The organism is Lentimicrobium sp. S6 (genome assembly GCF_013166635.1).
GTDB lineage: Bacteria > Bacteroidota > Bacteroidia > Bacteroidales > UBA12170 > UBA12170.
Map to the genome: position 1 here is coordinate 1 of NZ_JABKBZ010000091.1, position 17641 is coordinate 17641.

12 protein-coding genes are annotated in these 17641 nt (G+C 35.8%); all 12 read right to left on the minus strand.

From position 1 onward, the window contains the following. Positions 1–1453: hypothetical protein (locus HNS40_RS19850; RefSeq protein WP_216664200.1), on the minus strand; the 1453-nt coding region annotated here is incomplete at its 3' end. A 250-nt stretch (positions 1454–1703) separates the two neighbouring features. Further along, entirely contained in the window at positions 1704–5867 is a 4164-nt protein-coding gene (locus HNS40_RS19855) for a S8 family serine peptidase (protein ID WP_172284197.1), read from the minus strand. A gap of 1011 nt (positions 5868–6878) precedes the next feature. After that, on the minus strand, positions 6879–10295 hold the full coding sequence (locus tag HNS40_RS19860; RefSeq protein WP_172284199.1) for an efflux RND transporter permease subunit: 3417 nt from the start codon (positions 10293–10295) through the stop codon (positions 6879–6881). Between the two features lie 6 nt (positions 10296–10301). After that, positions 10302–11435, minus strand: a complete 1134-nt coding sequence (locus HNS40_RS19865; RefSeq protein ID WP_172284201.1) for an efflux RND transporter periplasmic adaptor subunit — start codon at positions 11433–11435, stop codon at positions 10302–10304. A gap of 3 nt (positions 11436–11438) precedes the next feature. Next, a complete protein-coding gene (locus HNS40_RS19870) occupies positions 11439–12062 on the minus strand; it encodes a TetR/AcrR family transcriptional regulator (protein WP_172284203.1) in 624 nt (207 codons plus the stop codon). Continuing rightward, positions 12055–12756, minus strand: coding sequence for an FKBP-type peptidyl-prolyl cis-trans isomerase N-terminal domain-containing protein (locus HNS40_RS19875; protein ID WP_172284205.1), 702 nt, complete (start codon positions 12754–12756; stop codon positions 12055–12057). The genes HNS40_RS19870 and HNS40_RS19875 overlap by 8 nt, the downstream gene beginning before the upstream one ends. Further along, complete coding sequence (locus HNS40_RS19880) at positions 12756–14171, minus strand: TolC family protein (protein ID WP_172284207.1); 1416 nt, start codon at positions 14169–14171, stop codon at positions 12756–12758. The genes HNS40_RS19875 and HNS40_RS19880 overlap by 1 nt, the downstream gene beginning before the upstream one ends. A gap of 444 nt (positions 14172–14615) precedes the next feature. Then, a complete protein-coding gene (locus HNS40_RS19885; RefSeq protein ID WP_172284209.1) occupies positions 14616–15491 on the minus strand; it encodes a fructosamine kinase family protein in 876 nt (291 codons plus the stop codon). A gap of 3 nt (positions 15492–15494) precedes the next feature. Then, positions 15495–16334 (minus strand): pantoate--beta-alanine ligase, encoded by an 840-nt coding sequence (gene panC / locus HNS40_RS19890; protein WP_172284211.1) that lies wholly within the window; start codon positions 16332–16334, stop codon positions 15495–15497. 118 nt (positions 16335–16452) lie between these two features. Then, positions 16453–16806 carry a four helix bundle protein gene (locus tag HNS40_RS19895; protein ID WP_172284213.1) on the minus strand — a complete coding sequence of 118 codons (354 nt, stop codon included), beginning with the start codon at positions 16804–16806 and terminating at the stop codon, positions 16453–16455. 104 nt (positions 16807–16910) lie between these two features. Continuing rightward, positions 16911–17423 carry a thioredoxin family protein gene (locus HNS40_RS19900; protein ID WP_172284215.1) on the minus strand — a complete coding sequence of 171 codons (513 nt, stop codon included), beginning with the start codon at positions 17421–17423 and terminating at the stop codon, positions 16911–16913. A gap of 91 nt (positions 17424–17514) precedes the next feature. Continuing rightward, the gene (locus HNS40_RS23790) at positions 17515–17616 is read right to left on the minus strand and encodes a T9SS type A sorting domain-containing protein (protein ID WP_371742965.1); all 102 of its coding nucleotides are present in this window, start codon (positions 17614–17616) and stop codon (positions 17515–17517) included. Positions 17617–17641: the final 25 nt, after the last annotated feature.

The following is a 17641-nucleotide window of genomic DNA, read 5'->3' on the forward strand; positions in this document are numbered from 1 at the left end:
AGACACTATCGTGCATTTCTGTGATTTCTCCAGCCTCCTCAGGTATTAATAACCATTGGGTTTCCATGGTGTCTATTACTAAATCTGTGCTGTAGTAAGTTTCTGTTTCTGTGCTTAAACAAACACTGCTATTTCCTTGTGCTTGGCTGGGGATAAACTCATCCATATCTTGTATTTCGAAAATGTAAATATCTTCGTTCCATTGACCTTGTGTGTGGTAACAGCCAAAAAACCTTTTGCTAACTGCTGCTATATATTTATATTCTGAGACCTTAATAAAATCTGGGGTCTGAGTATAAATCATTTCAGGAAATGGTTTTTGATAGATTAAATCCCCATCCTCATTGATTTTAAACATCCATACAATATCAGAATTGCTAACATTATCATTGCCTTGCACATCATAATCATGGGATTTGGTGGTTGAAAATACAGTAAAACCTCCATCCTCATTTTCAAACATTTTGACTCCAGTATCCCAGTCTGTTCCCCCATAGTTTTTACTCCAAATAACATTACCATTGAAATCTGATTTTACCAACCATATATCAGTACTTTCATCTGGTTCACCATAATGACCACTTAAATCACCATCATCTGATGTGGATGCTCCTATAAACAGGAAACCATCTTCTAATTCAATTACATTCTTAAAATTATCTCTGTAGGAACCTCCAAAGCATTGGTTCCATTCAATATCACCTGCACTATTGATTTTTATAGCCCAAGCTTCCGATAATAATCCATCATGACCTTCACAATAAATAATCCCGGGTAAGTCATTATAACCACTTGCGGTTAACATATAACCTCCATCACTGGTTTGGATAATATCACCGCCTTCATTTAGTCTTACATTACCGTAGGTTTTCACCCAGTTTTTACTTCCATCAGGACTTAAATTCACAGCCCAATCGTCAAATGAACCATAATATACTTCCTTGTCACCATCTTTTGAAGATGAAATTCCTACTTCTATAATACCCCCATTATGACTTAAACAGCCTCCTCTTGGATCTTCTTGACCTGAACCTCCATAAACATCTTGCCAAATAATAGCAAAATTGGTATCAACTTTAGCCAACCAATACCCTCCTGAACCACCATTATTGTTTGGCCCGCTGGTACCAATCAAATAAAAACCATTATCAATTGAAATAATTTTCTTTCCTTTAGCATAGTCTCCCATTCCAACATAACAGGTGTCAAATTTCTTATTCCCTTTAGCATCAATATTAACCAACCATGCAGATGCACCATTAGGATTATTACTTACATCACCATCATTACTATTCGTTCTTCCAAAAAACAAATAGCCATCTTTATAGGAGATAATACTTTTGACCTCATCTATATCGGTTCCACCATAACATTTTTCCCAGGTTTTAACGAAATTTTGTCCAAACACTACAAATGGGATTAGTAAGATTAATAATAGGCCTTGTTTTTTCATTTGTTGGATTTAAAAATAGAGGATGCTCAGAAAGTTCAGAATTAGATTTCATTCGTTCTACTTAATCTTCAAATTGATTGATAAAATCCGGTCATTGAGCTTGTCTACTTCTGGTCATTGAGCTTGTCGAAATGGCCTTTAATACAGCTGGTCTCTATAGCCCACTTCGACAGGCTCAGTGACCTACACGACAAACTCAGTGAGCAGAAATAATCTAATCATCTGACTTTCTGAACATCCTCATCATTTGTTATTTAGTTATAATTAATTTTCCACTTTGTTTGAGTTCTCCGCTAATGAACTCATAAATATAAGCACCGGCTTTTAAGCTACGGGTATCCCATACTTTTTGACCAGTTTCACCTGTTAAGTTGAAATGAGCCACTTGTTTGCCATCAATACTTTTGATGATCAACTCGGCTTTTTCGCTGGCTATGGGCAATTCATAATCGAAAGCTACCCATGTGGTGGCCGGATTAGGTTCTGCACTAATCTTTAAACCCATGGCTTCTGCAAATTCACCGGTAGTAAATGGAGTGCTTGCAGATTTATTATTATCCACTGTGGTATTTACACAATCACAGTAATGCTCCCCATAGAAATGCTCTAAAACACCTTGAGCTTTTACACCTGCTACACCTTTACTATTATCAGCAATATATAATAATTGCTCATATTCACTGGAATTTAAATCGAGCATATGACGATTTTGTTGCTTTAGATTGATATTTAAATCTAACATATCCATATAGTAATTGTGCTCTGCTAGTTCTTCAGTATTGAGTTCATAAAGGTCAGGAATTAAATTGGCCAATGCAAGAGCATCAGTATAGTTTTCTTCTTGTACAAAACTAGCCACAATATTCTGATCGTTTTTCATGCCACCTAAACGTCCCATCCAAACTCTATAATCATGGAAGCTGAAGTTTTCATCGAAACTTAAACCCACCAACATTTGTCGTGCTGCACGATTTTTCTCTCTGCTATAGCGTGACATATCGCCTTTCATAGCGGTTTTGGCGCTTAGTCCTTCTGATAATTGCTCCAAAATGGAAATCATATAGGCTGGTAAAGGCTGTTCTTTATTTTCCAGATAATCCATTAATTCGCTTTTCTTGAGCTCATCGGGATTGGCAGATAAAATTTCGAATAATACCGATTCAGGTAAAACCTCAGTTTTTTCGGCTGCTGTTTTCAAAACCTCAGTAGTTAAATATGGAGATAGGCCTAATAGTTCGGCTCTTAATTCCCACATATCGTCGGGCCAACTGCTACTTACTTCCGATTTTAAGGCAGGCGTATTACCACCGTCCTCTAAGCTTGTTAATAAGGTTTCCACAGCAGTATAATTAGATGCTGCAGTGGTATACTCATTTTCTAAACCTTGCTTTTCTGATGATGTGAGGCCTTTAATATCGGTACCATTGCCACCATCGGAACATTCCGCTGCCAAAATTTGAGGATGAGGGTTGATGGTAGTAGAAGTATAGCTAAATGGAATTTCGGTACTATTGGCCACATTATAAAAATACTCTAAATCGTTGTACACACCACCTGTATTATCATACAAATTATAACCACTTACATTCTGAGTAAAGGTATTTCCTGTGGATTGATACTGATTACCTTGGTTTTTTTGCACTCCTGAATTATCTTCATTGTCATCTCCTTGGAAAGTAAAAAACAAATCATTATTATTGCTACTATGTTGATTACAATAGTATTCTAATCCATAGTCTCTTCCTTGTGTTTGGCTCCAATTCTGATTTTCCGCATGGTTGGCATGGGTTAAACCAGAGAAAGTGTTTCTAAAGATTTCATCGGCGCTAGTTTGTGTATTATAAGCTTCAATACCAATATAGTCTCCATCGCTTGGTGCTCCGCTATATTTATCGAAGGTATTGTCTTCTATAACAAAAGTATTGCTGTTGTTTAGGTAAATACCAAATGCCTGAGAGCCTGAGCAAATGAGTTTATCAGCACTGTTATAACCTACATGGAAGGTATTGCCTTTTATAGATACCATATTGGTCATGGCATTTAGTTTAATACCATTGCTATTATTGGTAAATACTGAATTCTTGATATAAGAATCGTAATTTACCAAAGCATTGTTATTATTCAGTTGAATACCACAGTAAAAACCTTCGAAGGTAGAAGGCACACCTCTGGAATCGCGTACAGATACACCACCATCGTAAGCAGCAATACCACAACATAAGTCAGAAGTATTTGCTGTGCTGCTTCTTTTGAAATCACACATAATGAAATCAATACCTCTTACATCATCAATATCGGCATGTTTGTAAAACATAGAGCCAGGGAAATAGTCTGCTGTAATATCAAATTCACAATTTACAAATACAGCTTCGTTATCTGCCTCAAAAGCAGGGTCATTGCCAATCTCCACCATGTTTTTATAAGGGCGGAAATTTACCGCTTTGGTATTATTATTAAACTTAGAGTCGTAAGCTTTTACAATACCACCGTGGTATGAGGAAGACCAAGCACCGTCTTTAAATAAGGAGATGGCAGTTTCTGCATTTTCTATGATGGCATTGTTCAGTTCTAAATAGCCTTGTTCATAATCTCCGTTGCCATCGGCTTGTTGAGATTCGTTTGCATTACCATATACATATATGCCTTCCCATTTGGCTTCTGCAGCACAGGCTAGGTTTGTAATTCTGGCATTGTTTACAAATAGTTTAGCACCTCTTTTTACAATAATTTTTGCTGTTGGGTCCATTGACAGATCGTTATTAATGGTTAAGCTGGCACCACTTTCAATAATAATATCGTGGTTGGAGTATTTAGGCATATCCCAAACTTCATCGCTTGAGATGGTTATTTCTGGTAATTCAGGCATTGATGCACATAGGGCTGCTAAAACGTCTATTCTTCCGAAACCTAGGTGCTCATTCCAACCGTGAGTTACGTTAAAATTATTTGCATTATAAGTCCAATCATAAGATGGATTTCTATAAGCTGTTCTTCTTAAAATCTGACGAATTGTATCCGATCTAAGTTCTGGGTTTATAGAAAGCATCAGGGCTGCTGCTGCACAAACCATTGGGGATGAAAATGAGGTGCCATTTACATAATCATCATTACCATAACGAAATGCATATATATAAGGTATATCTACACTTGGTGCTACTAGTTCTAAGTCAGGTCCAAAATCAGCATCATCCCAATGGTCGTCACCTTGTTCAGAACCTCCAACAGCAACCACACTCGCCCATCTAGCAGGATAGCTAACAATATCTGTACCATCATTACCTGAAGAGGCCACGAATAATGGTCCATTGCCACCATTATATAAAGAATCTATCAGACTCTCTACTGAACCAAAATAATCTTCAGAGGAAAATACACCAATTGACATATTAATAACATCGGCACCTTGTGCAGCAGCATATGAAATTCCCTCCAGTACATATCTGGAGGTACCACCCTTATGCTGATAATAATTATTAGCAAGAGATTTATACCCACTTATCTTTACAGGTAAAATAGAAACACCTGCCTTATTTCGAGATATATCTCCTCCAGCAATCCCATCTATTTCCTCATTATTTTTACTTTTTGCTGCAATAATACCGGCAACTCCAGTACCATGTAATCTTACATCATAATTATCTACAAATTGTGAATCCGTTCCATCAACAGGTCGGACATCATTATCGTTATCTACACTATCTTCGTCAGGACAAACGTCTACTCCTAACCAATCATCGATATATGGATAGAATGTAGTATCCCATGTGATAGAATCATAATTCCACTCTCTTAGTAAGAATCCATTTGAATCATCATTATTACCATTTCCAGAATTAGGGTTTTCCCAATCACTCCATTCATCTTCCAAAATGTTTGTATATAGATTTGAAATTGTATCGTCTTGCCCAAGCCCAAAATCGTCTGTATCAAAATCCAAACCCGAATCTAAAACAGCAATAACAACAGATTTATCACCTGTTGTTATTTTCCAAGCATCATATACATTCAACAAATCCAAATAATACTGATCCGTAGTAATATTAGATGAAGGTAATATAGAACTGGTAAAATAAACTGATGGTTCAAAATAGGTTACCGTCGGGCTTTGTATCAGATTCTGACAAAAACTAATATAAGAAACATTATTTGGAAGTTCATATAAATGATAACCAACATATTCACCAACATTAGTTAAGTTATTTGTTTGGATAAAATTATCAATATCAGTAGAGCTTTTGTTTTCAAATTTCAATATTACTGTACTCTGATCTACTTTAATATCATTATTTGAATTTTCGATGTATACCTCTCCACCTGAGTTATAATATTCAACATTATTAATATAATTTTGGCTATAAACAAATGGAATTAATGTCATAAATGAAATGACAAATAGAAAAATATGCTTTTTCATTTTTTGTATTTTTGTTAATTATTAATTTTCGTTCCTGAGATAAAATAAAAGTGTAAATTTTGTTTTTCGGGTCATGACAAATCCTACCCTGTCATGACCCACCTCGGGTCGAATTTATTCTTTCCTAAATAGAATATACGGTAACATATATTCTTTCCATGAAACAATACTATACTTAGTGTATCTATACAGGGGGGCGTATAGCAATAATTGCTATTATTTGATAATATTCTTACTCGAATAGAGCCTAATATTTGGTAAAGAAAAATCATATTTTCGAGATAAAAATTTTGCCTTCCAAATGTATAAATTTATTAGCTACGATAACAGTAATTAAGGTTCTTTGTTAGGAAAAGAATATTTAAATACTTTATCTGTTTGTTTTTCAACTATTTAGTTTTTTTATTTAGAGTGTTTCTAATATGACTAAGTAATAATAGCGATATCAGATTTTCTTTTTATGATTAAATGCTAAACCTGCTTCGGCAGGAAGTTCATCAGAGCTGGAGATAGGGAGAGCTGATGAGCTGGGATGTGTTTTTAACTTTAAATACTTAAGACTCTCTAAGTACTTATTTCTTATTCCACGCAAAGAAAAAATACGCCAAGAGCGCAAAGGGCATCGAATCATTAAGCAAAGCATAAACTGCTGAGATGGAATTGTATTCCATCGTTTCTATAATGATTTGGTCTGATATCTATTCAGACACCGTTACCATAAAACAGTATTTATTAAAAAATCCTAAACAAAGGCGATTCGATCAAGAAAACTCAACTTTGAACTCTATTACTCTAGTTACGCTATAAAATAAAGCACTTTAAGTACTATTTTCAGGGACACTATCCTTTCATACTTCAAAGCTATCATCCCTTTCTGCTTCTTTTAAATGCTTGAAAATCTCCAACTCGCCAGTTCTCAAGTTCTCCATCTCAACCTCTCAACCCCAATTCTAATCATAAAAAATCCCAAACAAAAATGTTCAGGATTTTAACTTCTAGAAAACTATTTTTTTAAGACTTCCAAGTATGCAGTTTCAATTTCACCAAATAAGCAAAATGATACATACTCGGTACAATGACCAAGGTAAGGAAGGTAGCAAAGCTCAATCCGAAGATAACCGTCCAGCTTAAAGCACCCCAGAACACCATATTGTCACCACCAAAGTAAATCTGAGGATCTAAATCGGTGAGGAGGGTTTCAAAATTAATATTCAGTCCTATGGCCATTGGCAACAGTCCAAGAATAGTAGTTATGGCTGTCAGTAGCACAGGTCGTAGACGAGTTTTACCAGCCTCTTCCACACATTGCATGGCATCATCTTTTGTTAATAAGGCACCTTCTTCTAGGCCCAGTTCTTTTCTCCTTCCTCGCTTCAGCAAGTCGATATAGTCAATGAGTACAATGGCATTATTCACCACTACTCCTGCTAGAGATACAATACCAATACCGGTCATAATCACTACAAAGTCCATTTTAAAGGTAGCGATACCACCAATTACACCAATGGTACTAAACAATACAGAACCGATAATAATCAAGGGCTTCACAATGGAATTAAACTGAGATACCAAAATAATAGTGATTAAAGACACCGCGATAATGAGGGCTGTCACCAAGAAAATCATACTCTCTTCTTGTTCTTCTTGCTCTCCCGTAAACTCATATTTAAAGCCTTCGGGCATATCATATGCTGCCATTAATGGTTTCAGCTGTGCATTGATATCATTGGCATTATAACCCTCCAGCACATTGGACTGAATGGTGATTACCCTATCCATGCTTTTACGCTTCACCTGCCCATAAGTAGTGGAATAGCTAAATGTAGCTACAGCCGAGATGGGAACTTGCATTATTCTACCATTGCTGGCATTACGGAAAGTTATTTTCTGGTTCATTAAAGAGGAAATATCGTAACGATACTTGTCTTGCAAACGCAACTGAATAGGATATTCATCCTCTCCTACCTTAAATTGAGAAATCTCATTGCCGAATAGTGCAGTACGAATAGTCATGGCAATTTGCCCGGTACTCAATCCAAACCTTCTGGCCTTATCTCTATCAATATGCACCAGTAATTCTGGATTTCCCATTTCTAGGTCAAGCTGTAACCCTTCTATACCAGGGATATTCTCTTTCTCCATTAATAGGAGAATACTATCAGTTAAAGCAATTAATGACTCATATTCTTTTCCACTGATTTCCACATTAATGGGTTTCCCGGTTGGTGGGCCTTCCGCTGGCTTTTCTACTGAAATAAATACGCCTGGGTATCTTCCGATCAGCCTATTACTCAAATCACTCATGATATCGAAGGTATTTATGCCATCTCTCAACTCGAAGTCGATAAAGTTGATGGTAAGCATTCCTTGATTTGGAGTATTAGAAATATTGAAGCCATCATTTTCGCTTTTTGCTCCATTACCTACTGTGGTCAATACATTTTTAACTACGGTATCGTAAGGCTGCAAAATTTGAAAAACATCAGCTTCTAATTCACTAATAAATTTATCAGTGGTATAAATATCTGTACCTATAGGCAACTCGGCAATTACATTGACATACTTTGGAAATGAAGAAGGGAAAAATACGGTTTTCAAATCCCTCATTCCCATAAACTGGATGGTGGCAATGAGTAAGAATATGGTTCCTAAAATCATCCAAACAGAGTTCTTTCCTTTGATGGCAAAGTGAATCACTCCTTCGTAGAAACTTTCTAGCCATACCAAGAAAACATTCTTAAACCAAATCCCTAATCTATTTAGGAATAAGACATTCGCCAAACCCATGGTGGCAAAGAAAGCAGATAAACCGCCCATCACGTTCCAAGTTAAAGTATATGCTATGGCTGAGAATGCCGTTAAAGCAATCACCCAAATCATGGCGCTTTTCTTGTTGACCACATCGTTTTCAGCACCCTTTTTCATGAAAATACTGGTATATACCGGAATCAAAATTAAAGCCACAAACAAACTAGATGTGAGTACAATAATCAATGTGATTGGCAGGAACTTCATAAACTCACCCATTAAGCTATCCCAAAAAATAAGTGGGAAGAAAGCAGCTAAGGTGGTCAGGGTAGAAGTAATAATAGGCCATGCAATTTCCCCAACAGCATATTTACTAGACCTCTCATTGGACTCTCCATCTGTGACAAATCGATAAACATTTTCCACTACTACAATGGCATTATCTACCAACATCCCCAGAGCCAAAATTAAGGCGAATAGCACAATCATGTTAATTTTATAACCAATGAGGTTGAAAATCACAAAACTGATAAACATGGAAGTTGGAATGGCAAAACCTACAAAAAGGGAGTTTCTAGTTCCTAAGAAGAAAAACAATACAAGAATCACGAAGATGATTCCCATGATTAAACTGTTCTCTAGGTTTGAAATTTGTGCTCTAATTTGCTCAGACTGGTCGTTGGTATATGAGATTTTAAGATTAGTAGGAAGTGCTCCCGTTTTTTGAGCATGCTCCATTTTCTCAAATACTTGATCGATGGCCGAAAGTAAGTTTTTACCGCTTTTCTTTACAATTTGAAGCGAAACCACAGGCTCTAAATCTAAACGAGCAAAACTTTCAGGGTCGGCAAAACCGTATTCTATTTCTGCAATATCTCTTAAATAAACGATATTATTATTCTCGCTTTTTACTATCACGCCTTCCATCTGCTTCACATCGCTAAACTCACCTAACACTCTTACTGAGCGCATGGTTCCATCAATTCGAAGCTCTCCTCCAGAAATAGATAAGTTTTCGTTGGCAATAGCCATTTCAATATCATTGAAACTGATTTTATTGGATTCCATTTTATGAAGGTCAACCCAAATGCTCACCTCATTATCCATTAATCCTTTAATCTCTACCTTGCTTACTTCGTTGATATCTTCCACTTCATCTTCAATATATTCCGCATAGTCTTTCAATTCACTGATGGAGAAATCACCAGAGAGATTGATAGTTAAAACTGGGAATTCGGAGAAGTCAATATCCATAACCATGGGGTCATTGGGAAGGTCATCGGGAAGTTCATTTTTAGCATTATCTACCGCATCTTTCACTTCTCTTAACGCCTCTTCAATACTAAGATCGGTATTGAATTCCACAAAAATGGCAGACATATCCTGACTGGAAGTAGAAGTTAATTTCTTCATTCCCTTCACTCCATCTATCTCTTTTTCCAAGGGACGAGTCACTAGGTTCTCCATATCCAATGGCGGATTTCCAGGATATATAGTATTTACCATAATAGTCGGGAAGAACACATCGGGGAAGAGTTCTTTGGGGAGACTTCTATAGCTATACAAACCAAATGCAATAAGTATGGTGGTTAGCAGATAGATTGTATTTTTGTTACTCAGTGCAATGGAAGTGAGTTTAAACTCCCGTTTCACCTTTTTATCTTGTTTATTTTCGCTCATGTTTTCTTACTTAATGCTTAACAAACTACCTTCAACAACTTTATTATAACCACCAATAATCACCTGATCATTAGCCTGAAGGCCAGATACAATCATGGTTTCATTAGCTCTACTTTTACCAGTTTCTACATAGGTTTTCTTAGCTACCAAACTACCATCTAGCTTATCGACTACAAAGAGATAATTCCCATTAAAATCTTTCTTCACTATAATAGAAGGAACTACCAATGCCGCTTCACTTTCAAAGTCCTTGAATTTTACTTCAGCTAACATATTTGGTTTAATCATGGAATTCTCATTTTTTACCTTAATGGTTACTTTAAAACTTCTGTTCTCTGGATTAATAATATTGGCAATTCGATAGATAGTTCCATCGATATTATAATCACCATAAGCCATAAGGTTAATATTTACTTCATCTCCTTCTTTTAAATAGGGTAAATAAGATTCCGAAACTTCCACATTTAAATAGAAAACATCGAGATTAACCACTTGCATCATCAACTGACCTGGCATGGCCATTTCGCCCACATTTGGCTCAATATTATCAACGATCCCATTAATTGGTGAAGTAATGGTGGCCATGTCCAACTGAGACTGTAATGTCTTCAGCTGGTCTAGCATCCTCTGTTTTTCATTCTTAGCTCTCAGGTAATCCAGCTCACTACCAATCTTTTTATTCCAAAGCTCTTCTTGCTTTTTGAAGACAGTGGTAGACAATTCTAAAGCCGTTTTCACCTCGCGAATGGTATTTTCCAAAATATCTGTACTTAATTTGGCCAAAACTTGGTCTTTCTTTACATTACTTCCTTCTTTAACCAAAATCTCAGTTATTTGTCCTGAAATTTCTGGACTGATATAAGCATAATCTACAGCCTCAAAACTTCCGTTGGCATGAAAGAAATGCTCAAACTTTAGGGGAGTCAATTTCTCAACATTCACTGCAATCCCTTTATCCATCTTATCAGTATCAAGCTCATCAATTTTAGCTTGTAAGTTTCTCACTTCTAGCTTTAGTTTTGATAATTCAATCTTTTTGGAATCCAATTGCGATTGAAGTTCTTTGAGTTCATCTTTAGGTTCACAAGACATAAAAATGCTCATGATCATCACAGATATTAATAATAATTTCGTTTTCATTGTTTAACTATTTTGGAAAAAATTTCTTTGTTTTAATAATTCTCGGCCATCATCATTTAGAACGGCATATATATGGTATTTAAATAACTCTTCAAAGGTTTCTTTACCAGAGAAGAATCTAATATCTTCTGATTTCATATTACTCATGGCGCTATGCTGTGAAGCTAGCATTCGAGAAATGACTTCTTCATTGATATCCGATCTATAAATACCTTCCTTTTTACCTTTAATCAAATTGTCTTTTATTTTATTGTAAAGGTGATCTTTTTTAAAGCTGCTCAGTCTATCACAAAGCATTGGATAATATTTCTGTAAGTCGTATTGATAGCTAGGATTCAATTTTTGTATCAGTTCTCGTGCCACACTATAAACGATATGCATCTCCTCCAAAGCTCCAAGCTTCCGCTCACATAAATCCTTCTCCATTTCCTTATGCTTTTGCAGCTGTGCTTCTATGGTCAACTCCACCAATTCCTTTTTATCTTTCACATAAGTATATAAAGTCTTTTTGGAGATACCTAGGTGACGAGAAACATCATCCATAGTCACACTTTTAATACCATATTGATGGTAGAGGTCGGATACTTTTGCTATAATATTTTTAATATTTTCTTCCATATTACTCATGTATTTGTATTAATTCAACATGATAACGTAGGGTGGAACCGCCAGGAATAATATTGGCAAAATCTTCTTCACCATAAGCCAAATACCAAGGGATGACAAACTCATAAATAGCTCCTGGTTTCATCAACTGAATACCATCGGATAATCCTCTGATCATTCTATCGAGTTTAATACCAGCTGGGCCTGTATCATAACTCATATCGAAGGTTTTCCCATCTAAAAACATGGCTCTAAAGTGAATACTCACACTATCGTTAGCCATAGGAGAATTCCCATTCCCTGCCTTTATAATCTTATACTGAAGCCCATTTTCAAGCTCAACAACTCCTTCTAAGGATTTGTTTTTCTCTAAGTATGCATCACCAAGTTTCTTAGTATTTTGAATGTTTAGCTTAATAATACTGTCTTCTTTTGCATCTATTTCTTGTTGAAAATTAACTACTAATTGAGTGATTAAACTATCGGGCAAAGAAGGCTCTCCTTTTAATCCTTCTAGTAATCCTTTTACTAAAGCTTGCTCCGAAATAGTCAGGTCTTTCATAGCAATGCCTTCACCATAGTCATATCCTATAATATAGCTGATGCTGTCTTGATGACTTGTTAATTTGAAATCCTTACCCGACTTGGGCGACTGACAAGAAAAGGCAAAAGCACTTATCAAAGCTATAATACTAATATATTTGGTATTCTTCATTATTTAGCCTCCTCAAATTGATCAGCAGAACGAGTTAGGAATTTTTCTAGCTCAATCTTGTTTTGTAATAAGTCCATAATGGCCATGGTATAATCAGAATTGGCTTGAATGAAGTTGTTTTGTGCCTGATTTAAATCGAAGCTACTGGCCATTCCTTCACGATACTTGGTATTCGTCTTTTGATAGATTTTCACGGTTACCTCCAAGTTTTTCTGTCTATTGAGGTAATTATAATACATATTTGAAAAATTGTTTCTAGCAGTTTGAACCTGCAATTGAAGTGAACTGGTCAATTGTTTCTCTGACACATCCATCTTTTTCATATTCAGTTTCATTTGCTGTACTTTAGCATGACGATTTCCGCTACTCCAAATAGGAACTGTCATTTTGAAACCCCAAACGGTGGTTGGATACCAAGGCAAACTTCCATCGAAAAAACTATAAGAATCGCGCATGGCATTTGTTTGTGCCGAAAAGAAAGCATTAATGGTAGGCAGATAAGCTGACTTTTCTAGATCAACTTGCAAATCTGCTAAATCTTTTTGAGTTTGGAATAAAATGAAATCTATGTTTTCTTGCACTTGAAAGGGACTACCTAGTAAATAATCGATGTTTAGCTGGTCTAACACTCCAATCAAATCATCAGTTAATGCAATATCCTCTTCAGGTTGAATTCCCATATAAAACTTCAAGAATGCCCTTGCTGTTGTGATTTCATTTTGGATATTTCTAATACTTCCTTCTAGATTATTCACTATTACTTCAAGTTGATCCACATCTGTATCTTCGAGAAAACCAGCTTCAAAAGTGGCTCGAGTTTCTTCCAGCAATGCTCTATTAAGAACCAAACTGGAATCTAGAATTTGTAAATTCTCCTCCAAGGAAAGTATTAAGAAATAAGATTTACTCACCTGCTCTATTAATAGAATCTCGGTTTGTACTTTTTGTCTTTCCGTTTGACCAAGATAGGTTTTGGAAGCCCTTAAAGCCACAATATACTCCCCACTAAACAATAATTGATTCACACTCACCCCTGCCGTTGCATTATGTTTGGTACCAAACTGAACAGGAAAGAACTGTTGATCTGTAGGTAGTGTCTGAATAGGCTCCAAGCCAAAGCCACTTTGATTCACCCCATAAACTGCTGGCGAAATAAAGTCTGGTAAAAGGGTTACTGGGATGTCTAAATAGTTTTCATTACTAAGGCTACCTTCTACTTGAGGCAAGCCCAAGGCTGTAGATTCCCAGACTTTCTTCTCTGCTATCTCAATATCGGTTTGGGCATTGATATAGTCGTAATTGTGAATTTTGGCATATTCTAATGCTTCTTGTAAGCTAAACACCTTTTGCTTTTCCTGAGCGGATAAAAGTCCCGGAATAAAAGCCAATAAGAAGATGTAATAATATTTTTTCATTAGTTGATATTTGTTTTTCATCTTTCAATTTGTATTCATAGAGTCATTCAGACGTAATAGATTCCAGTGCGTTACACCGAAAATCACAAAATCGCCTAAAAAGATGGCAAAAATATACATTTTTCTCAATGGAAACGTTTTTTAGATAAATAGTTTCCAAAGTTTAACATAAATTTAGTTTTAATGATGAGGAATAAGCCACAGAGTATTCTTGCTGAAAATGATAACTGATCAATAAGATTCTAAAAAAAAGTCTACACAAATATTTTTGCAATGAATTTATTAAGCAAAATTGGAACAATAAACAGAAACTGGATAAGCGCCAAATCGGGAAACTATAAACCCTTGTAATACCGATGTAAAATTAAAAGCATGCTTAACGCTCACTTTTAATTACAATTGGTATAACTTTAAACTTTACGGACTTTAAATACTCTCTTCTACTTAAAACCGATCCAAAACAGCTTCCAAAGAGCCAAGATAAGAAGCTCCAAATAAATTAATATGAATCAGCACTGGATAGAGATTATAATATTTCAACCGGTCTTGCCAGTCTTTCTCAAGAGGATGGTGTTGATGATAATACTGATAAAATAAAGGAGAGAATCCTCCGAACATGGTGGTCATGGCAACATCTATTTCTCTATGCCCGAAATACGCAGCGGGATCCATTATCACGGGATTTCCACCTTCGTCGCTCATAAAATTTCCATTCCATAAATCACCATGAAGCAGCGCAGGCTTTTCTTCTGGAAAGATAGAATGTAATTCCACAAATAACCTTTCACTTTGCTTGATATGCAGCGAAGTGATTTCGTATTTATCTCGAGCTATTTTGAGTTGAGGGAGTAGTCTATTTTTGATAAAGAAATCCACAAAATTAGAAGAGGGTGTATTGCTTTGTGGCAGGCTACCCATATAATTATCAAAACCTAAGCCAAAACTTTCACGAGTGTTTTGATGTAATTGAGATAGCTGAAAAGCAAAAGAACGCCAGAAATTTTCTTCAAAGCTATTCTCTTCTATAAACTCCATTAGCAAACCCGAGTATTGCTGTCCCTCATGATAAAAAAGAGGTTGGGGAACGCGAATACTATTTGAGGAGGCCAACAATTCTAAACCTGCATATTCCGAAGCAAACATTTGAGGATGCTTAGCGGCAGAATTATATTTAAGGAAGAACGAGCCATCAGAAGTTTTAACGAGTAAACTTGAGTTAATGCTCCCTCCACTCACGCTTCTCTCTTCTAATATTTCAGGGCTAAGACCCTGCGCAATCCAATAAGACTGAATGGCCTGTTTTAGCTCCTCCGGTATCATTATTTATCTATTTAATTCTATATTATCTATTAAGCGAACTTGACCCAAATGAGCAGCCACACATGCCACTGGATAATTAGTTTCATCCCATGAGTTAATCATTTGCAGACTTAGACCGTCTACAATCTGAAAATATTCTGGTTTAAAATGAACAGATAGTCTCTTCATAGCCACCTCCATAAGTTCTATTGGACTGTGATTCTCCATATTTTCTTTCACCCAATTCAAGGTACTAAATATCTCAGGAGCAAATGTTCTTTCTTCTTCTGTCAATCTCACATTTCTACTACTCATGGCTAAACCATCGCATTCTCTCATGGTTTCTCCCGCGATAATTTCTACCGATAAGTTTTCAATTTCTACCAAACTACGAATGATAGCCAATTGCTGAAAGTCTTTTTTCCCAAAGAAAGCTTTATCGGCATTTACAATCTCGAATAACTTGTTAACTACTACGCCTACACCATTGAAATGCCCTTCTCTAAAGGCACCTTCCATCACGGTCTCCAAATTCCCAAAATCATATTTCTTCGTCACCTTTTCAGGATACATTTCCCCCACAGTTGGATAGAAAATATAATCGCAAGTAGCCTCCTCTAAAAGCTTGGCATCAGCTTCATAAGTACGTGGGTATTTTTTTAAATCTTCTGGATTATTAAACTGTATAGGGTTTACAAATATGCTAACCACCACAATATCACAAGCGGCTCTAGCTTGATGTACCAAGCTGATATGGCCTTGATGCAAAGCACCCATGGTAGGCACAAATCCTATGGTTTTTCCTTGATTTCTTTGAGCTTGAAGCTCGTTCTGCAATTCTTGAATCTTATTATATGTTTTCATGTTTTTTAATTTGCAGATGGTAGTTTGGAGCTTGAAGTGGGAAGTCCCAGGCTCAACAGGGCACACTTTCTTCCATAATGTTATTGCTTCGTTTTCTTAATAAACTACCATCATATCATTATTTAATTTTATTTCTAAATGCTATCATCATATTCATGAGGTTAAAACAGAATGAATAATGAATGTCAAATTCTTTATCAGTGATATAATTCCGTCGTTTTGCTTTATGCAAACATGTTATGACTTCTGCTAAAGAGCGAATAGAATAGCCCATAAACTTCTTAAATTCTGGAGCTGATTGTAAAATTGAACCTTCAGAAATGTTTAAAGCAATGGAATCACCTGCTCTTAATATTTGTGAAGAAAGATTAAACTTCTCAAGGTCAGGAAATGATTTGGATAATAATAAAATCTCTTCACCTAAATCCATTGCTTTTTGCCAAATAATAAGGCTTTCAAATTTAAACTTCATAAGGTGTGATTTTATAAATAATAGTTTTAGCTTTCTTCCTTTACCACAAGACTTCTTTCTTCTAACTTCCTGCTTCTAACTTCCCGCTTCCAACTTCCAACTCCCTACTTCCTCACCACCTCCCACAAATCCTTTTCCAAGCTTACCTTTGGGCTCTCAATAATCCTTCCAATTTCAACCTCTCCTCTATAAATAATAAAGGTAGGAACCAGCTCAATATTATATTTCTCAATATCCATACTGGGCATATCTTTTTTCCCACTTAATGCATAATAAGTCACATCCTTAATTTTAGCTTTATGAGCTAGTTTTATGAAATCTGGCATTTGAACCTGACTATCGTGGCACCAACTGGCAAAAAATACAATCACCTTTACATCCTTATTCTTTTTGAAGAATTTCTTCAACTTATTTGCAACCACTTTATCTGGACTATAGATCTCCATTTTATCTTCCCAATCTTCTACAAATAAAGGATTCATAAGACCTTGCTCATCAACCAAGCCAATAAGCACTTCTCTTTCCAAATCAGGATCTACCATAACTTGATTGATTTCTTGAGCTGATAATTGCAAAAAGGTCAATGAAATTAAGACTATGGATATTATTTTTCTCATCTTCTATTTTTTTACAAAAGTAGAGAAAATAAAAAAGAGACTGCCCTTTCGGACAGCCTCTTTTTTTTGGGAGTTTCCCTAGATTTAAAATCTATTGAATAACAACCTTTTTGTAAGAAACTTTACCACCATGAGTAATTCTCAAGAAGTATACACCTCTTTCGTAATCACTAAAGTCGAATTGTTTCTCCATCTTATCCGCTGTAATTTCAAGTATT